This window comes from Legionella bozemanae (assembly GCF_001648595.1).
In the GTDB taxonomy this organism is placed as follows: Bacteria; Pseudomonadota; Gammaproteobacteria; order Legionellales; family Legionellaceae; genus Legionella; species Legionella bozemanae.
In genome coordinates this window covers 17,268-41,824 of the sequence record NZ_LBAW01000027.1, presented here as the reverse complement: position 1 = coordinate 41,824, position 24,557 = coordinate 17,268, and the positions used below count along the sequence as shown (strand labels likewise).

Here is a 24,557-nt window from a genome sequence, read left to right as displayed (position 1 = left end):
ATGAGTACAAAGAGCGCTTAAATCCGCAAGGGGAAATTCGCACTTGAAAACTGAACGTGCCTTTATACATGACATGTTCTACGCTATGGATTGTTGATCTTTGGTGGAATATAAGCTGTAGATAATCGATGGATCACTATTTTATCTAATTGAGAGATTGAACTATCTACTCTCTCAAAAGATATAGAGGGATACATTGATGCAGTATATAAAATAATAGGGTGATCTTCTTCATACCATATTAATAATTTTTCTTTCATTTTACGCAATGCGTGCATTCGCTCAGCTTGACAATCAAGCGCTTTCTTATCATTAATAATGGTATTTATACCAATTACCCCTATTTGCCATAAAACCAAATGACTATCTGAGTTAATTTTGTAATTATTTATTAATAAATTCTGTTGATTCATAAGCTTGAATTCCACAAGATCCAGGATCCACACGCAAATCACAGAACAAGCAATCTAAGCTTGAAATTCCTGGTAAAATTTCAATTTTTATATCCGATGAGCTTTTTTCGATATTTCTAATAATCCACGAGGAGAATGGATAGAGCGGGTTATATTTGATCAATGATGCTTCTACACCCTTCATCTTTTTTTGATACCCAGTTACCCCTAGTATACAGCTAAATTTATATCACCAACATTCTCTAAAGAATAATAAATAGCTAAAAAATTCAAAAAAATTTTTTCTTAATATTCTCGAAGAATTAGTGTTGCTTTCCGTTTATGTGGCATTGATGGAGGATTTACAGTTTGTTTTCTTGCGTCTATGATATTTATTTGTACGTATGTCAAAAAAAGAGTCATCATGTCATCACGAGGCGGAAAAAGAGTGATGAGGCCCTAGGGGGGGGCTTACACGTTTGTAGTGCAAGCCACGGGCGTTTTTTATTTAATTCAATGAATCGGAGATTAAAATTTAAAAATCTGAGGATTCATTGGGCCATTATAACGCATAGGATTGGTTGACTTTTTGTTTAAAAGAGACCTAAACTAATCTTGAAGCGTGCCGCGCCGGTGCTACGAACACCAGCGCTGCACTAACCATAATCCTAGCGTCAACTAGAATCATGGCTAAGTACAGTTTATCATATTTATCGTCGGTTACAATTTCGTAACCGGTGATCATGTGTGACATGTGCGGGGCATGTTCTGTTGGTTCGAGAATCAATGGAGCACTGCGGTCGCCTCGTTGATTTTCTCCCCTCAGAATGTGTTCGTGCAGCGTGCGTGGTACGTTTCCTGAAATATTTTCAGATTGTTATTGCAAAAAGGAACTTATCCATGGAGAAACGCACATCCAATTGGCCCCCTCATATTTTGTTGATTGATGACAATCCATCAACTACTGTCCTTGTACTGCGTTTGTTTCGCTATCTGGGGTATAGTGTCATGCACGCAGACAAAGCGGAAGAAATAGTACAGTTTATCCAGAAGGAGCAATTTGATTTAATCGCCATAAATCTGGCTTTTTCATGTTTAGAAAAATACTGGCTGCATCGTACCCAATACTTTAGAGAAAATATCTCCATCATTTACTATACCCCCAATATTCTCATCAATGATTTTAGCCATGCAGCGAAGCAGGCGGGTAGGGATACACGTGATGACAGCTGGATGCTTTATTCGGAATTTTTTCATTTTTTACCTTTTACATAAAAATTTAAAATATTCAACGGCGTTGGCATGCGAGCATTTTCTTGGTTGACTCATGGCAACGATCTCATATTAAGTCTGACTTATTGGATTCACTTGAATCAAAAAACCAATAGGCGATTAACTTCAACCAATCATTGATCAAGAACCAGACAAACGCATAACCTCAAACAAACAACGCCCAGCCCCAACCCAGAGGTTTCATAGACAGCAAGTAAGGTTGCCAAAATTTGTGTTCCAAGAACAGCCAGTGTAGCCTTGATGGAGGCGTAGGCGGAATCAAGGTTTTATTTCCCGGAGGTCAATATATTTCTCTTCAACAAAATTATCGCTTCTCTTTTAATAAGCAAAATTTTTTTCTCAAAAAGGAAAACCTTGATTCCGCCTACGCCTCCATCAAGGCTATGCTTGCTGTGGATGTTTCCAAATGAGCCTCAATATTGCATCATAGACTTAAGTAATAAAAGAAAACTTGAGTTTACTTAAATATTGCTACTAAACTTGAAATTAGGATGGCTAATACAGAAACAATCAATGAAATCCAGGATATTTTATTACTTGTTCTTGCAATTTGATTTGCCTCTTCTGCAATAGAAATGTTTTGTTCCTTATGTTGATTATCAGAAGCTTCTTTATTGATATTTATCCATGCTTCTACTAGTTTTTTCTTTTTTTCAGTCCCATACACTCCTTGGGCAAGATTAATTTTTACTTGTTCAAGTCCTATGATTTCTAATTGGCTGTAAAATTTTGCTATTTCATTTTGGGCTTTCATATGAGACTGTTTGTAATTATTTATAGATACAAGTATAGGATAATCATTTATTTTGTGAATTTGTTATATCTCAAAAACACATTTCTTTGAAATATAATAATTGAGGTTATAATTGCTCAATAAAAGCAATTTTGAATAAGAAGAATTTTGTGAAACCCAAAATACCACAACCTATTATATCAATACTGTCAAATCATTTGCCAAAGTGCAGGAATGGCTACGAAGAATTAATAATGAATCGTGTGCCCCATTAATTGTTTTAGGAAAACTAATTGAAAATTATATGGATTTGCAGGTAGAAGAAAACTCTGAACTAGATGCGGCATTTCCTATAGAACCATCGCCAAATTCTTTAAAAGCATTAAAAGAAAAATTGATACGTCAGTTAGAAAAATCAAATTTAACTTACATAACAGGAGGTATTATTCATGACGGAAAGTCCGCTCCAAGTAAACATTTATGGGAAATAATTAAGACCCGAGATGTGCCTTCTATTGAAGAAGAGTTTCAACGCGCACTGACCAAAATATATACTGAACCTAAAGAAGCTGTTTCTGCAGCATGCAATATACTTGAATCTGTATTTAAAGTTTATATTCTAAAGATGAAAAGGGACTTGTATGCTTAAAAATTTACCAGATAAAATTGTATTCGAAAAACTTGGTATAAGGCTTTTTTTGTTCTGTCTAGATCAATTTTATTTTTTTGATAATTATTTAACTCAGATTTCAGAGGCAGAAGAAGAGATATCAGAAAAGGAAATATTTGTTAATGATTATATAAATCAAAATCAAGAACAACTATATGCAATTCTAATTTTATTGTTTCAGAGTATAGAAAATTTTTTAAAAAAGGAAATTTGCACTGAGTCTCCTTACTTAATAATCTCTTCAAATCCAGAAAAATGGGATGATAAAGAATTTAGCGAACTTCATTTACACGGTTTTGATTCATTATTGAAAATTTATTCTGAAATAAAGAAAAAAAAATTTACTCAACCTCTAATAGATGACATGAAGTTTCTTAAAAAAATAAGAAATTCCATTGTCCATGGTGTTTATACGAAAGTTCTTTTACCTGAAGAAATAGCAAAATATATTTTCATTTTTCTTAATGATTTTTGGGAAAACTCATGGCTTAACGAAGTTAAACCTTATATCCCAAACGAAGAGTTATCAGGTTCAGATACTGTTGTGCTTTGGAGGTATTTACATTTATTCAAAAAATACTTAGGGATAGATAAAACGTGCGATTTATTGAATATCGCTGTAAAGAGCTTTTATGAATGTCCTGAGTGTTCTTATTCTAATATGGCGGCTTATAATATTACGGATGAATGCAAGTTTGCTTACTTTTTAGATAATAAAAATAAAGGAAAAAGCATTTTATTTTGCCCTATTTGTCAAAATGAGTTTTACCTATCAAGTTTAGTTTGTACAAACAAAGAATGCTCTTCAACTAATGTAGTATCAAATCCAGATTGGGGAGATTTTTGCCTGGATTGTCTAGAGTTCTTGGCTCGAAAATGAAGAAATTCTTAGATTTATAAAAGGTAAACAACCCCCGTTTTCAATACAGCAAAAAACCCCAATGGGGTTATGGTCTTCATTATGAAAATAAAAAAATATTACAAACTCTTGTTGAGTTGCCTGAATTTATTAAGCAATCACAATCATGTATGGATGAGGAATCTAAAAAATCTTTTATAGATTACATAGCCGAATTTCCTTTACAAGATGATTTGATTGTCGGAACTGAAGGTGTTAGAAAAATTAGATGGACTGGAGACAGTAATAAAGGGAAGATAGGCGGGGGTAAGAGTAATTTACTACAAACCATTCCCATTTTTTTATTAACAGTCTACGGAAAGAACCAAAAAGATAATCTAACATAAGAAGAGAAAAATATTATTAAATCGATTATAGGCAAAATTATTGACGCGTATAAGGAGAATAATCATGAGTGAATTAGGAAAAAGTTTAATTCAAGGAGTTGAAGAGGCTTTAGAGTATGCAAAACAAAATAAAAATGGGGCAATAACTCATAAAATAGAGGTTCCCTCTGTAATAGATGTGTCCGCAATTCGGAAAGAGCTTCACATGAGTAGGCAGAAATTTTCAGAGGAATTTGGATTTAGCATACGAACAGTAGAAAAGTGGGAAAGAGGAGAGCGATTACCTGAAGGACCTACCCGAGCTTATTTAACTGTTATTGATAGAAATCCGCATGCGGTAATAGAAGCATTACGGAAAGCTAGCTAGCGCTAATTGGGTAAAGAATTCGAGTTGTTTACAATCATAATGGAAGTATCAACAGCCTAAATATAACTATTGGATAAAAATGCGGATTTGCAAATTAACTGTAGAAAATGTAAAAAGTTTTTTAAATAAAGCTGAATTAATTTTGGATAGTAATATTTCTATCATTATTGGACCAAATGGTGGAGGAAAATCAAATCTGTTAGATATATTAGTTATTGTAATAAGGAAGTTTTTGTATGGCTCTCAATATCCACAAGAATCAAATACCTCGCAACAAGTTGAATACCTTTATAATGAAAAACTTAATGGCATGATTCTAGAGCCTCATAGCTCAGGAAAAAATCAACCTCAATTTATTGAAATTGAGATAGAGTGTACCGCGGATGATAAACAAAAAATGGAGGAAATGCAGAGTAACGCAAAACGCTTAGAGGAAATTTCAGGTGACAAATATAAAAAAGCAGGCCTATCTATTCTAACGGAAAATTGGGATTTAAAATTAATTCAACCCGGGAAAAAATTTAAATACAAACTTAGATTTTCAGATAACGCCTTTATTCCTACTTCTGAGAATGAGGAAGGTGCTAAATTCTTTCACACTTATTTATCTCTATATGAGAGATATGAAAAAATTCGGGATGAATACTATGATGAACCCCTTGTAACTCCTTTTTTATTTTTGTCAGCTAATCGAGGTTTAAATTTCAAAACTGATATTGAATTGCATCAATATGATGAATATGAATTAAATAAACAAATTGGATCTACTACATCACGCTCGAATTCTCCAATCATTAATTTTGCTATTGGACAAATAATTCAAAAATATCGCCTTCTTTTAGATACTCAGGTAAAACCAATGGAGTATTTAAATGAAAAAAAATCTATTAAAGAGCTCAATTCATTTTTAAAGAAAATTGGGTATAGCTGGGAGATTGAATGTATTAACCCTAATAAGAATCATTATGATTTAAAACTTAAAAAAAATGGAATAGAGTTTCCGATCGGTTCGGCCTCTTCTGGGGAAATTGAGTTATTGACCTATTTATTCACTATTTATTTTTTAAACGTGTCTGATGCAATAATAATTATTGATGAAGCTGAACTTCATCTTCATCCACAATGGCAAAAGTCATTATTTGACCTCTTTATTAAATTGTCTAAAGAAACAGGTAATCAGTTTATAATTTCCACTCATTCTCCATCCTTTATAACTCCTCATTCTATAGAATATGTATCTAGGGTTTATAATAATAAGGTTCAAAGTCAGATTGTTCGCTTAAATAAAGATGACCTACCACAGGCTAAACAACTCTTGAAGATGATTAATAGTCAGAACAATGAAGTTATCTTTTTTGCGGATGAGGTTACTTTGGTAGAAGGACCGTCAGATCGTATATTTTTTAAGGCTTTATTTAATCATTTTAATATAGCGAATGAGTACTCTGGATTAACTTCAAACTCTAAAATAATTGAATTTATAGACGTTGGAGGTAAATTAAGTTTTGAACATTATAGTAAACTACTTCAGTTATTGTGTATTAAAAGCAATATAATAGCAGATTTGGATTATGCTCTAAACATAGGCTCATCAGATATTAAAAAGCTTTTAACTCCAGACTATAAAAAACTTAGAGAGTCTTTGTGCCAGATTGGGAATAAGGATGGAGTAAAATTGATTAAAATGCTTGATGATGCGATAGATACAAAAAATTTCGAAGACTTACAGAATTTTCGGGACTATTTAAAAACTCGTCATCAAAAAATTAGAAAAGATTTAAACTCAGATGAAGAAAAAGTTATTAATGATTTTATAAATGAACAAAAGGAAAGTAATTGTTTTATTCTTCGAAAAGGTTCATTGGAAGATTATTTGCCGACAGGTTTTAAGTGTAAAGATACTAATAAAATAATCTCATTAATTAATGAAGAGCACTTTACCTCATCACTACCTGAAGAGGGGCTGAAAGAGTTAGAAGAAATCCTTAAAACAATAATTGGAATTTAAGAGAAAAGTTCTAAATTTATACAATAAAAATAAAGCCCTATTAAATGAAATAAGTTTTATTTTGAAATCAGAAGAATGCTGGTGGGGAAGCCATCGAGCTTAATCAACCCAATGATTCATTAAAAGTCTGATTAATTCTAAAATTAAACTATTCGGGGGTAAATAATCTCAATAAGAATTAACTCCTTACAAAGTCCGATTTTATTACTTCAACTATGCAATCCCAATAATCTTCTGGGATTATTTCGTTTTTATATATTGGATGACTGGTCATTTTTTTAAAAAAATCAATTGTATTTAAAATTATCTTCTCAACATTAGAGTCAATGCTTTTTCCGTGTGCAGAAAATCCCTCTCTAATTTTTCTAGCATCAATCTGCGGCTTGTCATTATCTGAAATACCTTGAACCCAGTTGACCACAGGCATTATTTTTTTATCTTTATTCTTAATAGGAACTTCGTATAATGTTAGGAACACAGGATCAAGCCTCATCAACTTGGGACCAATTTTTTCAGCTGCGCTTGCATCTATTGTGCAACCTGACCACTGTTGGCTTTTTTCGAGACTAGCAGCCTCTACAATTGGCAAACCCAGCATTTGATGATGAATAATATTCGGATTTTCCGGGGTTATTTTACCATCTAAAGTTAGCATACCGTGAGTAATAGCACCTCGCAATGGGAAGCCAAAGTATAATGCCCTAGCCATTAAGTTTCTTACTGTGGCTAGCAAAGTCAAAAAATCTGTAAACACATTGCCACTAGTGGAAAGAATTATAGAATCAGAAATAGTTAGACAGTTAAGAGTCACATTATCCAACTTTGGAGCTAAAAGCTCTTGCGTATCGGCATTTATAACCTGTTCAATCCATGAGGAGTTTCTCGTAATTTGCTCAGCGGCTTCGGTAAGCGACATGTCAATTATAGGGCGAAAAAGTGATTGATAAATAGCAATCAAATTATCATGGGTATTTCTCCGTACAAAATCCGAGAAGCCGAGTATATCTAGAAATGCAACGAAGACTTCTTGTGCGGGTTTGATTTCTTTTAAATCTTTAGAATATTCAATAAAATTCATAATAATGTCAAACGACCCTTAAACGAAGGCAAAAAAATATTAGCGCTGATTCTATTCTAATTTTTTGTTATAAGTTAAGACATACTTTAAAATTATTGATACCTTGCTTAAATATTTTTTATTTATTGCTCATTCCACATGACAGTCTTCCTGCTTTGTAAGTATCAGGCCAATCAAAGAAAGAATAATCACATTGTGCTTTGATAAAAAGTGGCTCATTGAGGGAGGAATACTCAATAATTCTTATAGAGTAATACTGGAAGAGGGCAATATAACTTTACTACCATAATAAGCCTGATTACTGTGAAAGCAGACTGAGATAAAAAGTTGTTCATGGGAAAGACAACTATATAAATAGTATTTTATCAATCACAAACATGAAAATTCCATGCAATAAACACGATGATTTGTGGTGAATGATATGGTGAATGGTAAATAAAAATGTCTTTATTTTCCTATGGTTAAATGTTATTGATTTGTGTTTTTCACCATTAACTCATCGTGACTTCACCATCATTAGATAAGAGTTTTCTTTTAAATTCCGTGAATTTTGATGAGGACTTCCATTAATCATTAATTAAGATCGTCTGAATGTCATGAACAAGTCATGGCCAGTAGGTGATTGGGTTTAATTATTACTAGGTCTTTGTGAAAAGGGATTGTTAATAGTCTTTATATTACCAAGACTCGTTTAATTAGCACCCTACGTGCACGCTATAAAATTATCTTCATGAAATTTCGTAACTTATTGATTGGTCGGAGTGACAAGAATCGAACTTGCGACCCCTGCCTCCCGAAGGCAGTGCTCTACCAGGCTGAGCTACACTCCGTGTTGTGCAATAAATTTACGTAGTACGCTACAAGGCGCTATTTAACGCTAAAAATTAATAGCTTCGTTGCAAAGCGAATTGAGCCAAATTGATAAGCGCGTCTTTATATTTTGAAGCGGGTAATAGTGTCAAAGAAGACAATGCCTTGTCGATTTCTTGTGCGGCTATTTTTTTTGTATATTCTATTGCTTTTGTTTCTTCCAGAGCGACAAGGATCTCGGGTAAGAAATCTAAACTGCCTTTTTTAAGGCTTTCCATGATTTGTTGCTTTTGTAGTTCAGTGCCATGTTGTAATGCATAAATTAAAGGTAATGTAGCTTTTCCATCCGCTAAATCATCCCCTATATTCTTACCAATAGTTTTGGCATTAGAGCAATAATCCAGGGCATCGTCTATGAGTTGGAAGGCATTGCCTAAGTGCAGGCCATAGGCATAGAGACTGTCTTGCATTTCTTTGGAAGAGTGGCAAATCATAGGGCCTATACACGCAGCAGCAGCAAATAAAAGGGCTGTTTTTGCACGAATTACATCAAAGTACTCATCAAAGGTTAATGCAGGGTTGTGGCGATTCGATAGTTGCTTGACTTCCCCACAACTGATCTCGAGTGCTGTTTTGGCAAAAAGCTTCAGTACGTCTGAATTACCAGAATCAACAATTAACTCGATTGATTGGGTAAAGAGATAATCACCCACCAGAATACTTGCTTTGCTGCCCCAAATGTCATTTGCTGTTTGACGTCCTCTCCTTAAAGTAGATTCATCAATGACGTCATCGTGCAGTAAAGTAGCGGTGTGAAAGAACTCTACCATGGTGGCCAAAGTAATATGCTCATTACCTTGATAACCGCATGCATTGCTTGTTAAAAGAACCAACAATGGTCGTAGTCTTTTGCCGCCACTTTCTATTATATGGTGAGACATATCATCAATTAAGCCAATTTGTGATTCAATTTTATTAACAATTAAAGTATTAACTGCATTAAAATCGTCACTAACTAGCGCGCGTATACTGTCAATCGCCATTGTTTTTCCTCTACGATTCAATCAACAAATGCTAAGGTTGGGCATGCCAATTGTCAAGTAAAAGTAGGCTTAACTTTAGGGACTGTTACACCCTGGCTTATACATTAAATCGGAAATGCATTACATCTCCATCGCAAACGACATAATCTTTACCTTCCAGACGCAATTTTCCGGCTTCTTTAGCTCCTTGCTCACCTTTATAAGTGATAAATGCATCATATGCTATGACTTCCGCGCGGATGAATCCTTTTTCAAAGTCTGTGTGAATGACTCCTGCAGCTTGTGGTGCGGTAGCTCCTTTAGGAATGGTCCAGGCTCTTACTTCCTTTACTCCAGCAGTAAAATAAGTTTGTAATCCCAACAATTCATAACCTGCACGGATCACCCGATGTAATCCGGGTTCGCTTAACCCCAAATCCTCCATGAACTCTTGGCGATCTGTTTCATCCAGCTCAACTAGCTCCGCTTCAGTTGCCGCGCATAGAGCAACAATACTGGCTTTTTCTTGTAGGGCCAAGTTACGAACTTGATCAAGCAATGGGTTGTTTTCATAACCATTGTCATCGACGTTAGCAATATAAAGCACGGGTTTGGCAGTGAGTAAAAAAAGACGGCGTACAATAGGCTCTTCTTCAGTACTTAATTCAAGCGTACGGACAGGATGACCTGCATCCAGATGTGCCTTGATTTTTTCCAAAGTCTTCATTTCAAAAATAGCTTCTTTATTACCGCTACGAGTATTTTTTCCTGTTTTTAATATGGCTTTTTCAAGTGTTTCCATATCTGCTAAAGCCAGCTCTGTATTAATTACTTCAATGTCACTTAGTGGTTTGACATGGCCTTCCACGTGGACCACATCAGTATTTTCAAAACAACGTACCACATGAGCAATGGCGTCGGTTTCACGAATATTGGCTAGAAACTGATTACCCAAACCTTCACCTTTGGATGCACCTTTAACGATCCCCGCAATATCAACAAATTGCATGGTAGCTGGGAGCACTTGTTGTGGTTTTACTATCTCACTCAAAGCATCAAGACGAGGATCTGGAACAGTAACTATCCCTACATTGGGTTCAATGGTGCAAAAAGGATAGTTTGCTGCTTCAATACCTGCTTTGGTAAGTGCATTGAACAGAGTTGATTTACCAACATTGGGCAAGCCCACAATGCCGCATTTAAATCCCATGTGTAGTACCTCTAAATTGTTAAAAACTAAAACTAACTGTTACCCCGCATCAACTGCGTGCAAATCCAACGAGAATTTTTTCATCGGGTAAGCAGTTCCTAAGCGTTCAATTGATTCATTGCCCTGGCTAAATCGCCTGAGAAGACTAAAGGCATTGCCGCTATACCTCTATCAATTGCATCATAAATTAATTGCCTGTCTTGTGCAGAAGGTCTGCCAAGCACAAATTGATGAACTAAATCTCTATGTCCAGGATGGCCAATTCCAATTCGTAAGCGGTGAAATTCTGTGCTCCCTAATTGGGCTATTATATCTCTTAACCCATTATGACCGCCATGACCTCCACCTGTTTTAAGTTTAATGCGTCCTGGAGGTAAATCCAATTCATCATGTGCAACCAGTATTTCTTGAGGTTGAATTCGATAAAATTGACTGATAAGCCGGGTAGGTTGGCCACTATAATTCATAAAGGATATGGGCAAAACTAATTTGGCTGTGTGCTGATTTAACTCCAACTCAGCCAATTCGGCTTGCATTTTTTTTTCCAGCTTAAAAAAGACACTGTGTCGCTGAGCTAGGGCAGAGATTAACCATCCACCGGCATTATGACGAGTGTGTTCATATGCTGATCCTGGGTTGCGCAAACCAATGATAAGTTTTATTGCCATGGCATCGCTCTTTTAGATAGGGGGCGTAAATTTTGGAGTTTTTGTAGCCTGGGTGAAGCGCAGCGGAACCCGGGTTAGTTTGCACAAAACTCCCGGGTTCCGCTGCGCTTCACCCAGGCTACAGTTTTAAATTTTTTTCAACCCAACTTAAAATGATTATTCTTCATTTTTCTCAGAATCAACAGTTGGTACAGCTGATGCTGGAACTTCCGCTGCAGCTTCAGTTGTTTCTTCTTCTGTTGCACTTACTCTAGCCATGTGGATGCTTACAACAGGAGCATCATGACTTCCATCGGTAACATCAACAGTAAGTTTTACCCCTTTAGGTAATTTTAAGTGAGATAAATGAACAACATCATCCATTTTAACGTCTGACATATCTACTGCGATAAATTCAGGTAAATCTTTTGCTTGGCAGCGGATTTCTACTTGAGTCATGGTGTGGTTAATAATACCGCCAGCTTTAATACCAGGAGCTTTATCTTCATTGATAAAGTGAATTGGTACTAATTTAACCAGGACATCAGTTTTAGAAACGCGTTGTAAATCCATATGCATTACAACTGGTTTATAGGGATGACGTTGTAATGCCTTCAAAATAACATGTTCAACTTTGCCATCAATTGTAATATCAAAAACACTGGAATAGATACTTTCAGTTTCCAAAGCTTTAATTACTTTATTATGTTGAAAATGAATTGACATTGGCTTTTTGTCACCGCCATAAATTACAGCAGGTACTTTATTTTCAAGACGACGTAGGCGGCGGCTCGCACCTTTCCCCATATCCGTTCTTGTTTGAGCTTCTAAAAGGACATTTGACATTATATACTCCAAAAATTTATATAAGTTCCTTCAGGATCTGTTTTACAGCTCCTAAGTTTAATCCGCGACCAGATTAAACACCGGATAATGAGTTAAAAAATCCGGAAAGGGTGGCGAAGTATACAATATTTTAAAATGAACTTGAAGTCATAGTGATAATTTCATAGAATATGCGACTTTATGAATTTGTGATAGCCAATCAGGCGAATTGGAGAAAAATTATGTATGCGGTAATCAAAACTGGCGGTAAGCAATACACCGTGAAGGAAGGTGATGTGTTAAAAATTGAATTACTGTCTGAAGATGTTGGCAATGAAATACAATTTAAAGAAGTATTAATGTTGGCTGATGGCGATAAAATTACATGTGGATCCCCATTAGTTGCCAAGGCAACAGTGAAAGCCGAAGTGCTTGATCATGGCCGTCACAAAAAAGTTAAGATTATCAAGTTTCGTCGTCGTAAGCACCATATGAAACAAATGGGGCACAGACAATATTATTCGCAAGTTAAAATTACTGCGATAAGCAAGTAAGAGAGGATAGCAATGGCTCATAAAAAAGCAGGTGGTAGTACTCGTAACGGCCGCGACTCGAATCCCAAGTATCTTGGAGTGAAGCGTTTTGGTGGTCAGTTCGTTAACGCGGGTGAAATAATTGTAAGACAACGTGGTACACGTTTTCATCCAGGGCCTGGCGTAGGTTGTGGTCGTGATCATACCTTGTTTGCCTTAGTTGAAGGTCTGGTACAATTTGTTGTCAAAGGTGACAAAAATCGTAAATACGTAACAATAGTTGCAGAGCAAAAAGAAGAAGCTGCAAACTAATCGTTATTGTAGCCAGAATACTGCATAGAGCGGCATTGGCTTTTTATTTATGATGTATTCCGGAATTAGCTTAATCCAGACTACATTTTATGCCTAAATACAATGTTATTAGCCCCGGCAACGGGGTTTTTTTTATTTTGAGGTTGGTCATGAAATTCGTTGATGAAGCAGTAATAAAAGTAGAAGCAGGCCATGGTGGAAATGGTTGCCTAAGCTTCAGACGCGAAAAGTTTATACCACGCGGCGGCCCTGATGGGGGTGATGGGGGTGATGGGGGCAGCGTTTATTTTGAAGCCAGCACCGATTTAAATACCCTTGTTGATTTTCGTTATATGCGCCATTTCAAAGCAGGTAATGGCCAGTCCGGTATGGGAGGGAATTGTACTGGGAAAAAAGGAGATGATTTAACGATCAAAGTGCCTGTTGGTACCATGATTTACGATGTGGATACTGGAGAACTGCTGGGTGATATTAAAGAACCAGGCGTACCTGTATTAATTGCCCAAGGCGGGTTTCATGGTTTAGGAAATACGCGTTATAAAAGCAGTGTGAATCGCTCTCCAAGACAAACCACTCCAGGAAGTTCAGGGGAGTCACGACATTTACGCTTGGAGTTGCGCGTTTTAGCTGATGTAGGGTTGTTGGGATTGCCTAATGCAGGAAAATCTACTTTAATTCGGGCAGTTTCAAGTTCGAAGGCTAAAGTAGCCGATTATCCTTTTACGACATTGCATCCAAGCTTAGGTGTTGTTAGCGTTTCTTCACACAAGAGTTTCGTGATGGCAGATATTCCTGGTCTTATTGAAGGAGCTTCTACAGGAGCTGGACTTGGGCATCGATTTCTAAAACATCTTTCACGTACTTGCGTGTTACTTCATGTCATTGATGTTGCGCCTTTGGATAATAGTGATCCCGTTGAATCAGCTAAAGCAATTATTCATGAGTTAGCAGAATACAATCCTGAACTGTTGCAAAAACCTCGATGGTTGGTATTGAACAAAATAGATATGCTACCCGATGCAGCAAGCCGAGAAGAAAGAATTGGGGCTATAGTAAATGGTTTGGACTGGAAAGACAGAGTCTTTGCAATTTCGGCAATCAGTGGTGAAGGCACGCAACAATTGTGTTATTCACTGATGCAATTGATTGATGAGATGAAAGAGTCTGAAGCATAACCATTCTGCGGCATATTCAACTACTGAGGCTGTACGATAGGGTATACTATGGATTTCACGGCCTTCCTGGCAGTGATTGCTGTAATTAATAATTAATTGTGTTGCGCCTTTTGTTGGTTGTTGCTGCCAATATTCCTCTAAACCGCGTATATGAAAATGCAGGGTGTTTTTATGCAACCCTGTAAAATGTAACAAATGATGTATGCCGGGTTTATTGAGCAGTAATTGCAGTAACCCTCCGGTTGCCTCATCAATAATGGTTATTGGTTCATTGATGCGCGTAATTAATTCACGTAAGTTTTCAGATGCTTTTTTATCTACATCACTAATAATATGGGGCGCTAGGATAGGTTCAACAATGGTTTTTATTTTATCTACAAGATTAGGAATACAACGGACCTTAAATTCAATATAAGGTGATTCCCAGCGATAACCTGTTTGGCAATCAATATCTTGGAGCGCATTTTCCAATTTTTGGGCTATTTCACTTTCTGGCAAACCAAAAATTCGCCATTTGAGTATTTGCTTTTGACTATGAGTGGTTTGCTGCAATATAGGCATTACATACTGATTAAACATCGGCAAACATTCACGAGGTGGTCCTGGTAACAGAAAAAAGTGTTTATTTTTCCATGGATAATAACATCCTAAAGCACTGCCTACGGGATTGGGTAAGAGATGAACTTGCTCGGGGAAGAGGCATTGTTGAACGTTTCCTGGATTGAGCGCTAGATTTGCATCGCGTAGTAGACTTTGAATGTGTTCAAGAGCTATATCGTGTTGTACCAACGCCTCACCAGTAAAGTGAGATAAGGCAAAACGGGTAAGATCATCAGTAGTAGGCCCAAGTCCGCCAATGATAATGATGATGTCATGTTTTTTAGTCAGAAAGCGTAAACAATTTATGATATCAATCTGTTTGTCGCTGCAGGCCATATGTACGCCTAAAGGCAAGCCTTCAGAACTTAGTGTATGGGCGATGTCGCGGCCATTGGTATTTAGGGTATCACCATGAACTATTTCATCACCGGTTGCTAAAATGGCTACCGTCATTGTTTTTTCCAAGCGTCAATATTGGCTTGATTTTATAGCATAATTTGAAAAATCTGTAATAGTTATTGACATTTATTCTCAAATTGCCTAATAACTAAAAAAGGTGGTTCTTTTTAAGATATACTTTTGCCATCTATAGTTTTACGATTATTTGTGTGTGAAGGAGAAATTATGGAATTTTCAAGCCGTTATGTAGCGCATGTTCCTGACGCTCAAGGGTTTGTGAATTATACCGCAGAAGAAAACAGAATTTGGAATATTTTATTTGAAAGACAAATAAAATTAATACCTGGACGGGCTTGTGATGAATTCATATTAGGATTAAAAACCTTAGGTATTAAATCTGAAAGGATTCCGCAAATTCCAGATCTCAATAAAAAGCTTAAAGCCGAGACTGGTTGGCAAGTATCTGCAGTTGCTGCATTAATTTCTGCTCGAGAATTTTTTGAGTTGTTGGCAACAAAACATTTTCCTGTAGCTACATTTATTCGTAATGAAGAAGAATTGGATTATGTAAAAGAGCCTGATATTTTTCATGAAGTATTTGGTCATTGTCCCATGTTGACAGATAAGGTGTATGCAGAATTTGTCTATGATTATGCCAGGAAAGTGTTAACTTTCCCTGAGTCAGATTGGCCTTTATTACAACGCATGTTTTGGTTTACAGTTGAGTTTGGTTTAATTAAAAGTGCAAAAGGTCTGCGGGCTTATGGGGGCGGGATACTGTCTTCTATTAGTGAAACGGTATATAGTGTAGAAAGCGATATTCCGCTTAGAGTGATTTTTGAGCCAATTGCAGCGTTTCGTATGCCTTATCGTATCGATATGTTGCAACCAGTTTATTATGTGATCAGTGATTACCAGGTTTTGTACGATTTTGTTTTATCCGATATAGGTAAACTTTTAGCTCGTACTCGGGAACTAGGGGAGTTTCCACCATTTTTTAAGGTGGATCCAAATAACCCTAATATCCATATTAGAGCATGTTAATCTATGTATATTGTAATGAACAGCTAGCCTTGTTAACATCGAGCAACCTAGTTTGTTCATTGGCTGTTTCAAGTCAAGGAGCATTATTTGATTAAAGTACTAATTGTTGATGACCATGCATTGGTTCGAATGGGAATTCGACGATTACTCGAAGATATGTCAGATGTAGAAGTAGTCGCTGATGCAGAAAGTGGTGAACAAGCTTTAGCATTAGTAAAAAAATATTCCCCAGATGTAGTTCTTTTAGATATGAAAATGCCTGGAATTGATTGGTGGGAAGTAACGCGTCGCCTGAAAAAATCAAATCCACATGTTAAGGTTATTGCTGTAACTGCGATGTGCTCTGATGTGTTACCTACTCGTGTCTTGCAATTAGGGGCTATGGGGTATCTGACGAAAGAATCGGGTGCCGAAGAAATGGCTGCTGCAATCCGTAAAGTTGCGAAAGGAGAAAAGTATCTTAGTGCTGAAATCGCTCAGAAAGTAGCGATTAATAGCTTAGAGGAAGTACAAGGTTCGCCTTTTGATGTGTTATCTGAGCGTGAAATGCAAGTGATGTTGATGATTACCAGTGGTATGAATGTTCAGGAAATTAGTGATAGACTTTTCCTAAGCACAAAAACAATTAACGGCTATCGTTATCGGACATTTGAAAAGTTAGGCATTAAAAATGATGTGGAGCTTACTTATTTGGCTCTAAAACACGGAATTATAGAAAATCCCATCGATCTGGCATCAGAAGATTAAAGGTGCATTGTAACCTGAGTGCGGCGCAGCGGAACTTGGGAATGCCGCTGCTGCATTAAACTCGGGTTCCGCTGCGCCGCACTCAGACTACCAAACTGTGTACCAGACTACGATTATGTATCAAAAATTATTGCTATTATTATTACATGAATATTTCTACTGAATTAGCGTTGTTTCTCACTAAGTTACCTAATGAACCTGGTGTTTATCGTATGCTGGATGAAGCAGGTAATCTTCTATATGTAGGTAAGGCATCCAATCTAAAAAAACGAGTTACAAGCTATTTTAATAAACAAAATACGGGTATTAAAACTCGTTCTTTGGTGAGTCAAATTGCCTCCATAGAAATTTCTGTTACGCGTAGCGAAACAGAAGCATTATTATTGGAAAGTAATCTGATTAAAACATTAAAACCAAAATACAATGTTTTGTTGCGAGATGATAAATCTTATCCTTACATCCATCTTTCCAATCATTCTGACTTTCCACGAATTGAGAGCTATCGTTCTAAGAAAAAACCTCTTTCAGGTAATTTTTTTGGCCCTTATCCCAGCAGTGCTGCAGTAAAAGAAACTATAGTGACGATTCAAAAAGTTTTTAAACTTCGTAATTGTCGAGACAGTTATTTTAATGCACGTTCAAGACCGTGTTTGCAGTACCAAATCAAGCGATGTACAGCTCCTTGTGTCAACTACATAACTCCAGAAGATTACAAGCGTTCAGTACATGATGCCATGCGATTTTTGCAAGGTAAGTCTCAATTAATTCTTGATGAGCTTGCCAAACGAATGGATAAAGCCGTAAGTGAATTGAATTTTGAAGAAGCAGCAATTTTGCGGGATCAGATTAAAAATTTGCGATTAGTGCAAGAGCAACAAGGCATTTTACAATTACGTGGCGAGGCAGATGCTATCGCAATTGAGGTTAGTCCAGGTTTTGCCTGTGTCCAGTGTGTGACAATTCGTGAAGGCCAAGTATTGGCAAGCCGTAGTTATTTTCCCTCCGTACCGCAAAAAGGTTTGGACGATGAACTCAGCATGGAAGATTTGTGGCAGCAAACTTTTGATGCATTTATTGGCTTCTATTATTTTGATTCCCCAGAAAAAATCCCCGCTTTAATTATTACGAACCATGACTTAATGGATCACCTGTCATTGCAAGAAGCATTATCACAACAACGCGGCAAATTATGTAAAATCCAGGTGAATCCTCGCGGCATAAAATCGCGCTGGATGGATTTTGCATTGAATAACTTGCGTGTTTCGGTAGCTGAATATGTGACAAAACATTCTACTATGAGGTCTCGTTTCCATGAGTTAGAGCAGTTTTTGCGACTGGAAAAACCAATTGAACGAATGGAGTGTTTTGACATCAGCCATACTCAAGGGGAAGCTACTGTTGCATCGTGTGTGGTGTTTGATCAGGAAGGTCCTTGCCTTAATGAATATCGACGTTTTAACATCGAAGGTATTACTCCTGGAGATGATTATGCCGCAATGGAACAGGCGCTTACTCGTCGTTTTAAACGCCTGGTCGAAACTCAATCTTTGCCGGATCTATTAATTATTGATGGTGGCAAGGGACAAGTAGCTGTGGCCCAGAAAGTACTTACGTCTCTAGGTGTCTCAACTGTAATCCTGCTTGGTGTGGCTAAAGGGCCCTCTCGAAAGGCTGGATGGGAAAAATTAATTTTGGTGCATGAAGCACATGAATTGACTTTACCTGATGATTCTAAAGCCTTACATTTGATACAACATATTCGTAACGAAGCACATCGCTTTGCAATTACTGCTCATCGTAAGAAAAGACAGAAAAAGAGATTGGATTCAACTCTTGAAGATATTGAAGGAGTAGGAGCAAAGCGCAGGCAAGCATTACTGCATCGCTTTGGCGGGATACGTGAGCTAGCAAAAGCTTCAGTGGAAGAAATTGCCAAGGTATCAGGTATTAGTGAACATTTGGCAAAGCGTATTTTTCAATTTTTTCGTGGTGAAAACATATTACCCTAAAGCTAATCTAGATATCGAACCCTGGGATGACAGGGAGTAAACTCGGCAATACGGCTTCATTTTCTGTGCAAAAAAACAGTCTCTGCCTCGCTGCACTTAGGCTTTTTATTCACAAATCAGAATATTATTCATAACTCTGGCAAAAATTCTAATATTCGTACTAAACTTATTTTAGATATGCTCGAATAATAATTAAAATAAATTGATATTTAAGCACAAATCTTGCATGTAAAAATAAAAAGTAAGGTGAGAGGGGGGCATATGTATAAATTACTTTCAGCTGCATTGATGATGCTCATGGCTGCCATAGGAAATGCCGGTAATTTTTATGGCACAGGATTATGTGGTTACCCACAATACGATTGTATTAAAGTAGAGTCGGGGCAAAGTTGGGAGACCTTATTTCCAGATGCAAATCAACGCGATATCGTACAGAGAGTCAATCGTACTTATAATCCTTTATGGGCTGGCAAGGTTATTGCTGTTCCGAAAAATCTGGCTTATCTCACCGTTTTTGACGTAGCACCTTTCCCATTAAAAATTCCAGAACATCAAAAACAAATTATTGTCGATCAGGATAAACTGGCTTTTGCCGCTTATGATGCGGAAGGTAATTTAGTGAGATGGGGACCGATTTCATCCGGAAGAGATAAATGTTCCGATTCCAATCGCTCTTGTCGAACTTTAACGGGAATTTATCGAGTTTTTAGTAAAGAAAATGAGAAATGCACATCCGATGTATTTCCGATTGGTAAAGGTGGCGCAAAAATGCCTTATTGCATGTATTTCCATAAAGGTTTTGCCTTACATGGAGCTGATGACATTCCTGGGGTAAGAGCAAGCCATGGATGTGTTCGAATGTTTGTTGAGGATGCCAAATGGTTAAACCTGAGCTTTGTTGAATTATCCAGCGAAAGAAATAATTTCATGGGTACAACAGTTATTGTACGTCCAATAAATGACAGTGAGTGAGAAATATGATGAATACAATAAAAAAAATCACTTCAATTTCATTGATATTTTGTTTGGGGCTAATATCGACACACCTTGAAGCAGCTAAACCTAAAAAGAATGATCCTAAAGAGATGCAAGCTAAAGCGGAAAAGGAAGAAGCCCGCTTTCCTATAGGATGCAAGCCTGTGGGATATAAGGAAAGTTTAAAGGTTTTGTCTCTTTTTCCAGGTAAAGAAGGTGCTTTGCAATCTTTATATTTCTTCTTTAATAAATCGCCGCAAACTGTAAGCTTGTATCAAATGCGTGATGAGGATAGCCAATATACCACCCGATATAATCATACAATAGGCGGGCGGCAATGGGCAGCATTAGCTACAGGAGAACCATTAGTCAGGTTCATTTGTACTTTAGGTGATGGTAAAAAGTCCTATGGAAAAATTATTGATTGTGCTGATACGATTAAAGTATGTGAATATGTCAATGTAAAATTTGGTTTAAATAATAAAGGCAACTATTGGATAGTCGATGGCACTACAAGAAATGGAGCCGTCAATGAAGTAGTGCATTATGGCATAATACCCGGGGTATAAGTCTGAACGTATGACAATAAAAATCGGGTTAAATTGGCATGCAAAGAGGGAGAATTTTCATGAAATCGCTAGTACCTTGGGTATGTTTATTTGTTGCATCAGCTGGGCAAAACGTTTTTGCTGATGATTTCAGTGCTTATCGATTAGGGAATTACAATAAAGCGATAGAACCTTTAATGAATCAGTCGGGTAAAAATGCGGTCGCTGATTACTACTTAGGGCGAATTTATCTTTATGGATATGGCCAACTCAAAAATAGTTTGTTAGCAATACGCTATTTTACTCAATCCGCACAAAAAGGATACCTCCCCGCCATTCAGCTTATGGCCAAATACACCCTATTGCATGATAAAGATCCACAACAAGCCTTTACATGGTTTAAAAAGGCAGCAGATGCAGGAGATGTAGACGCCCAAATGTTTACAGCAGCGGCTTATATGTATGGAGTTGGGGTGAAGAAAAATATGGATGCAGCAACGCGTTATTATATTAATGCGGCAAAAAATGGTAACTCCATAGCACAATTTACCTTAGCGAAAAATTTTATTGAAAGCCGTAATGCATCAAATAGAAAATTAGGCCTTATTTGGTTAAATAAAGCAGTTGCCAATAACAATCCTCAAGCAATAACTATGCTGGGAGAACTTTATCTCGAAGGAAAGCTATTAGATAAAGATGAAAATAAAGGTGAGCAGTTATTAAATCAAGCTGCGGCTCAAGGTTTCGCACCTGCAATGGTTGCTTTAGGAAAGTTGGCTTTAGAGCAAAACCAAAAAGAACAAGCATTGGAGTGGTTTAATAAAGCAAGTAATCAACACAATAATGAAGCGTATTTGGATCTGGCTCATATTTATTTACAACAAAAAAGTCCAGCTTACGATCCAAAAACTGCATACATGTGGACTTTGAAGGCAGCACAGAATGGATTGCCACAAGCCAAACGTGAGTTAGCTGAAATGTATCAAAAAGGAATAGGTGTTGAGGCTGATCCTGATTTGGCAAAGCAATGGTTAAATCAGGCGATGCAAGATGAAAGTGCTAAAAATCAGGAGGCAGCCTTAGCACAGGCTGCCCTCTGGTTAAGTAATGGTACAACAGATAAATTAGAACAAACTGATTTTCAAATGAAAGGAATATTGAGTGCTTGGAATAATCCCACGGTATTGGGCGATTTTGCGTATAATCAGGCGCCGCAACTGAAAAAGGTAACGCGTCAGTCTATTTTTCATCCACAGTTTGAATTAGTTCAGCCTAATGATGTTCCTATAACCAGTTATTATGATGCGATTTTGAATAAAACTCCTGGCTTCCAGGCGAATCAATGGACCTATCCTCTTTATCCTTTAGATCATCAGTTATCAGCATTAGAACGGGTAAACACGCCTATATATGCGCGTATTAATTTACCAACTCCTTATATCGATGCCAATTTTTATGACTACGATGATAATTCACAAGCCAATATTATGGATTTGTGGACTGAGGGATGGCAGGCGCAGCTTAACTATATGTCTGTATTTAATCATTTATACTTTAGGGCAATATTAGGTGATGCCCAATCACAATTTCAAATAGGACAAATGTTTCAATATGGTATTGGTGTGGCGCAAAGTGATTCTTCGGCCATTATTTTTTATCAAAATGCAGCACAACAGCAACACTTGGGTGCAGAATACAATTTAGGTATTTTATATTTGCAGCATGCCAAAGATAAAAACGATTATCAGTTGGCGTTAAATGATTTAACTGATGCGGCATTTAAAGGAAATAAAAAATCCCAATATGTTCTGGCTAGAATTCTTTCCCAGGGAATAACTGGACCAGATGGCACAGTATACATTCAGCCTAATCAAGAACAAGCAACGTCTATGTTGTACCTGGCTGCGGCCAATAATTATGGCCCTGCAGAATATGAGTTGGCAGATAGTTTGGCACGCCAAAATGACAGCGCTTTAAGTGTGAATGTTAGAAAACACAAAATAGCCATGATTCGCCAATTGTATCAAGGAGCAGCAGATCGAGGCGTTTCCCAAGCGTTACTACCACTCGCGTTTTACAATGCTATGGATCAAGATAAGCAAAGACAGGCACAAGCTTTTCTGATCGCCAAAGATGAAGCTGCTACTGGTAATGAACATGCCGCATTGTTAATGGGATTACTCTATGATCGGGGCATTGGCGTAAAAGCTGACCCAGGACAAGCAATTACCTGGTATCAACAATCAGGGCAAAATGCCGTAAGCGATTTTATTTTGGGGACTTATGCTTCCGAAGGGAAAGGAGTGGCTCAAGACAAGACAAAGGGAATGGAGCAATTGCAACGATCCGTAGACGATCAATTCTCATATGCAGATTTTAATATAGCAGTTTTACAAAAAGAAGCTGGACAAGACTTTTTACCTAATTTGATACGTTCATATAAGTTAGGAAACAGCCACGCTGGAATTGTTTTAGCAGATTATTACTTGGCAGAAAATTCTGATCCGGAAAGAATGCAAGAAGCCAAACAAATTTATACTGGCTTGGCTGAAAAAGGAGATCAGTATGCGCAATTGAAACTGGCTTATATGCTGGAAAAAGGCCTAGGTTCTGAACCTGATCTTGCAAGTGCACAACGTTGGTATACTGCTTCTGCAGAACAGGGAAATCCTCTTGCACAGTATCAATTGGGTCAGTTTTATCAATTGGGTGAGAATGGTGAGCCTGATTATAATTTGGCAAAGCAATGGTACGAGAAAGCGGCTGTAACTCTGCCTGAAGCCTCTGTTGCATTAGGATTTATTGATGAAACAGTCAATGATAATTATGTTATGGCATTAAAAGCTTATGAACAAGCTGCTATGAAAGGAGATGCTTTAGGGATATATGATTTGGCGTTAATGTATTTATACGGTAAAGGAACCCCTGTCAATTATCAAAAAGCTAGAGATTTATTTGTTGAAGCAGCAACTCATCAAGTGCATGAGGCAATGAATCAATTAGGAGCTATTTATTTCAATGGATTGGGGCACCCTCGTGATATACAACAAGCTTTATCCTGGTATAAAAAGGCGGCAGAATTGGGTAATGCTAATGCCCTTTATCAGTTAGGATTATTGTCTGAAACGGGTTTTATCACCAAGCTTGATTTTACTAATGCGCTCAACTATTACCAGCAATCTGCAGATAAAGGGAATGAGAAAGCAATGTTGGCTTTGGCACGAATGTATCATTATGGTTTAGGTGTTGAGAAAAACCCCAAAATGGCGGCAGGTTTTTATGAAAAACTGGCCGCACGCCAAAATGCGTATGCACAATACCAGTTAGCTACTTATTATTTGGAGGGTACTTTGGGTGAGCGTTCTCTTTCTAAAGGCAAGGAATTACTGCAGCAAGCCAGTGACAACGGGAGCATACAGGCTCGTAAAGCCCTGCAAAGAATGGAAGCACAAACTCAAGCTCGCGTCAGTTTTATTGAACCTATATTAATGAATAAAGTACCTGTTATTGCGGAACAATCCGCTGATTTTATGTATCTGCAAGCACTAAATGAGTGGAATCAGGGGGATGAAATTTTATCACGCATGATTTTACAACGTTTAGTAACCCAATTTCCTAATTTCGCACCGGCAAAACGTGCTTTTTATCAATTGAATCAGGCGCAGAAAGAGAATATTTATAGTTAACTGATTCATTTCTTATAGACTATAGCCCGGGTGAAGCAAAAGCATAACCCGGCAAACCTGTCTCTATTGTTTTTTCGAGCTTCATTTAGCTTCATCAGAGTCTGTTGGCTATTTTGGAGATCACATTCTAGCAAATGCTCAACAAGCGCAAAGTTTATAATATATTGAATCTAAATAAAAAATTTTATTTAGATTTATTCCTTTTTTCCATGGGGCAAATTCTTGCATA

At 37.1% G+C, this 24,557-nt stretch carries 24 protein-coding genes and 1 tRNA gene; 15 read left to right on the top strand and 10 right to left on the bottom strand.

From position 1 onward, the window contains the following. Positions 1–83 precede the first annotated feature (83 nt). A complete protein-coding gene (locus tag A8O27_RS15695) occupies positions 84–413 on the bottom strand; it encodes an SAM-dependent methyltransferase (protein ID WP_058457920.1) in 330 nt (109 codons plus the stop codon). Then, positions 385–597: an SAM-dependent methyltransferase gene (locus A8O27_RS15690; protein WP_058457921.1), complete on the bottom strand. Its 213-nt coding sequence runs from the start codon at positions 595–597 to the stop codon at positions 385–387. Before A8O27_RS15690 ends, A8O27_RS15695 begins: the two co-directional genes overlap by 29 nt. Before the next feature lie 695 nt (positions 598–1,292). Here A8O27_RS15690 and A8O27_RS15685 point away from each other — a divergent pair. Then, positions 1,293–1,667, top strand: a complete 375-nt coding sequence (locus tag A8O27_RS15685) for a response regulator (RefSeq protein ID WP_058457922.1) — start codon at positions 1,293–1,295, stop codon at positions 1,665–1,667. Between the two features lie 475 nt (positions 1,668–2,142). On the opposite strand, the gene A8O27_RS15675 is transcribed toward A8O27_RS15685, so the two are convergent. Further along, positions 2,143–2,439 (bottom strand): hypothetical protein, encoded by a 297-nt coding sequence (locus A8O27_RS15675; RefSeq protein ID WP_058457924.1) that lies wholly within the window; start codon positions 2,437–2,439, stop codon positions 2,143–2,145. Positions 2,440–2,722: 283 nt separating this feature from the next. On the opposite strand from A8O27_RS15675, the gene A8O27_RS15670 reads away from it, so the two are divergent. The 5 genes from A8O27_RS15670 to A8O27_RS15650 all read left to right on the top strand — a co-directional run bounded on the left by A8O27_RS15670 (position 2,723) and on the right by A8O27_RS15650 (position 6,708). Continuing rightward, positions 2,723–3,067: a hypothetical protein gene (locus A8O27_RS15670; RefSeq protein WP_058457925.1), complete on the top strand. Its 345-nt coding sequence runs from the start codon at positions 2,723–2,725 to the stop codon at positions 3,065–3,067. Further along, entirely contained in the window at positions 3,060–3,968 is a 909-nt protein-coding gene (locus A8O27_RS15665) for a hypothetical protein (RefSeq protein ID WP_058457926.1), read from the top strand. The genes A8O27_RS15670 and A8O27_RS15665 overlap by 8 nt, the downstream gene beginning before the upstream one ends. A gap of 149 nt (positions 3,969–4,117) precedes the next feature. Further along, positions 4,118–4,333: a hypothetical protein gene (locus A8O27_RS15660; protein WP_064115121.1), complete on the top strand. Its 216-nt coding sequence runs from the start codon at positions 4,118–4,120 to the stop codon at positions 4,331–4,333. Between the two features lie 64 nt (positions 4,334–4,397). Further along, on the top strand, positions 4,398–4,700 hold the full coding sequence (locus tag A8O27_RS15655) for a helix-turn-helix domain-containing protein (protein ID WP_058457927.1): 303 nt from the start codon (positions 4,398–4,400) through the stop codon (positions 4,698–4,700). Between the two features lie 79 nt (positions 4,701–4,779). After that, complete coding sequence (locus A8O27_RS15650; protein ID WP_058457928.1) at positions 4,780–6,708, top strand: AAA family ATPase; 1,929 nt, start codon at positions 4,780–4,782, stop codon at positions 6,706–6,708. Between the two features lie 178 nt (positions 6,709–6,886). Here A8O27_RS15650 and A8O27_RS15645 read toward each other — a convergent pair whose 3' ends face one another. The 6 genes from A8O27_RS15645 to A8O27_RS15620 all read right to left on the bottom strand — a co-directional run bounded on the left by A8O27_RS15645 (position 6,887) and on the right by A8O27_RS15620 (position 12,321). Further along, the gene (locus A8O27_RS15645) at positions 6,887–7,786 is read right to left on the bottom strand and encodes a hypothetical protein (protein WP_058457929.1); all 900 of its coding nucleotides are present in this window, start codon (positions 7,784–7,786) and stop codon (positions 6,887–6,889) included. A gap of 753 nt (positions 7,787–8,539) precedes the next feature. Further along, positions 8,540–8,616 (bottom strand) — tRNA-Pro (locus A8O27_RS15640). 54 nt (positions 8,617–8,670) lie between these two features. Then, complete coding sequence (locus tag A8O27_RS15635; protein ID WP_058457930.1) at positions 8,671–9,639, bottom strand: polyprenyl synthetase family protein; 969 nt, start codon at positions 9,637–9,639, stop codon at positions 8,671–8,673. A 97-nt stretch (positions 9,640–9,736) separates the two neighbouring features. Next, entirely contained in the window at positions 9,737–10,828 is a 1,092-nt protein-coding gene (gene ychF, locus A8O27_RS15630) for a redox-regulated ATPase YchF (protein WP_058457931.1), read from the bottom strand. A gap of 98 nt (positions 10,829–10,926) precedes the next feature. Then, the gene (gene pth, locus A8O27_RS15625; RefSeq protein WP_058457932.1) at positions 10,927–11,496 is read right to left on the bottom strand and encodes an aminoacyl-tRNA hydrolase; all 570 of its coding nucleotides are present in this window, start codon (positions 11,494–11,496) and stop codon (positions 10,927–10,929) included. A 156-nt stretch (positions 11,497–11,652) separates the two neighbouring features. Beyond that, entirely contained in the window at positions 11,653–12,321 is a 669-nt protein-coding gene (locus A8O27_RS15620) for a 50S ribosomal protein L25/general stress protein Ctc (protein WP_058457933.1), read from the bottom strand. A gap of 221 nt (positions 12,322–12,542) precedes the next feature. Between A8O27_RS15620 and rplU the strand changes: the two genes are divergently transcribed. The 3 genes from rplU (at position 12,543) to cgtA (ending at position 14,320) form a co-directional block, all read left to right on the top strand. Continuing rightward, positions 12,543–12,854, top strand: coding sequence for a 50S ribosomal protein L21 (gene rplU / locus A8O27_RS15615; RefSeq protein WP_058457934.1), 312 nt, complete (start codon positions 12,543–12,545; stop codon positions 12,852–12,854). 12 nt (positions 12,855–12,866) lie between these two features. Next, positions 12,867–13,145: a 50S ribosomal protein L27 gene (gene rpmA / locus A8O27_RS15610; RefSeq protein ID WP_019233611.1), complete on the top strand. Its 279-nt coding sequence runs from the start codon at positions 12,867–12,869 to the stop codon at positions 13,143–13,145. Between the two features lie 149 nt (positions 13,146–13,294). Further along, on the top strand, positions 13,295–14,320 hold the full coding sequence (cgtA, locus tag A8O27_RS15605) for an Obg family GTPase CgtA (protein WP_058457935.1): 1,026 nt from the start codon (positions 13,295–13,297) through the stop codon (positions 14,318–14,320). Here cgtA and A8O27_RS15600 read toward each other — a convergent pair. Beyond that, a complete protein-coding gene (locus tag A8O27_RS15600) occupies positions 14,276–15,373 on the bottom strand; it encodes a competence/damage-inducible protein A (protein ID WP_058457936.1) in 1,098 nt (365 codons plus the stop codon). The two genes, cgtA and A8O27_RS15600, sit on opposite strands and share 45 nt — an antisense overlap. Positions 15,374–15,544: 171 nt before the next feature. Here A8O27_RS15600 and phhA point away from each other — a divergent pair, with 171 nt between their 5' ends. The 6 genes from phhA (at position 15,545) to A8O27_RS15570 (ending at position 24,328) form a co-directional block, all read left to right on the top strand. Continuing rightward, positions 15,545–16,363 carry a phenylalanine 4-monooxygenase gene (gene phhA / locus A8O27_RS15595; RefSeq protein WP_058457937.1) on the top strand — a complete coding sequence of 273 codons (819 nt, stop codon included), beginning with the start codon at positions 15,545–15,547 and terminating at the stop codon, positions 16,361–16,363. 87 nt (positions 16,364–16,450) lie between these two features. Further along, entirely contained in the window at positions 16,451–17,110 is a 660-nt protein-coding gene (letA, locus tag A8O27_RS15590) for a two-component system response regulator LetA (protein ID WP_064115120.1), read from the top strand. Between the two features lie 146 nt (positions 17,111–17,256). Next, positions 17,257–19,119: an excinuclease ABC subunit UvrC gene (gene uvrC, locus A8O27_RS15585; protein WP_058457939.1), complete on the top strand. Its 1,863-nt coding sequence runs from the start codon at positions 17,257–17,259 to the stop codon at positions 19,117–19,119. Between the two features lie 261 nt (positions 19,120–19,380). Beyond that, a complete protein-coding gene (locus tag A8O27_RS15580; RefSeq protein ID WP_058457940.1) occupies positions 19,381–20,091 on the top strand; it encodes a L,D-transpeptidase in 711 nt (236 codons plus the stop codon). 8 nt (positions 20,092–20,099) lie between these two features. Continuing rightward, positions 20,100–20,663 carry a hypothetical protein gene (locus A8O27_RS15575; RefSeq protein ID WP_058457941.1) on the top strand — a complete coding sequence of 188 codons (564 nt, stop codon included), beginning with the start codon at positions 20,100–20,102 and terminating at the stop codon, positions 20,661–20,663. A 59-nt stretch (positions 20,664–20,722) separates the two neighbouring features. After that, on the top strand, positions 20,723–24,328 hold the full coding sequence (locus A8O27_RS15570; protein WP_058457942.1) for an SEL1-like repeat protein: 3,606 nt from the start codon (positions 20,723–20,725) through the stop codon (positions 24,326–24,328). Positions 24,329–24,557: the final 229 nt, after the last annotated feature.